Below are 563 nucleotides of genomic sequence, written 5' to 3' on the forward strand. Positions count from 1 at the left end.
GTTTACCCTAATAAGGAAGAGCTGAAAGAAGAAGTATCGAAGGGATTTCTTATTATTAAGAACCTATTAATAAGTTTATCTGAAGAAGAACTGCTAAAAACGCAGTTAGTGAGAAAGAAGGAACGAACCCATCTCGATATGCTGCACCAATGCGCTGCGCACTATTCGGAGCATTTGGGGCAAATCTTTTACATAGCTAAGCTATGTCTAAAGGCTACCTATCAATCAACTTCCATCAAAACGCCTCTCACTTTTCAAATAAGGGCTGCAATTGAGCTAGACGTTCCTTTTTTATGGGAGATGCTATACGAATCTATGTATGTTCCAGAAGGTAACGAGCCCTTTAGCAGAGATATTATTCATGATCCTTATCTATCTAAGTATGTAGAAGGATGGGGCCGAGATGGTGATCTTGGCAGTATTGCTGTTAATAGCGAAGGAGAATCTATTGGGTCAATAACAGCTCGATTCTTCAATTCCAATAACAAGGGTTTCGGATATGTAAGTAATGATATACCCGAACTTGGGATGGCCATTTTGCCGAGATACAGAGGGAAAGGAAT

The 563-nt window shown here is 39.8% G+C and carries 1 protein-coding gene; it reads left to right on the plus strand.

The window, feature by feature from the left end:
• Window positions 1-563: DUF1572 family protein (locus tag AC1DWN_RS34990; protein ID WP_477563382.1), on the plus strand; the 563-nt coding region annotated here is incomplete at both ends.

The sequence above is a fragment of the Paenibacillus sp. P4_A7 genome, assembly GCF_056402455.1.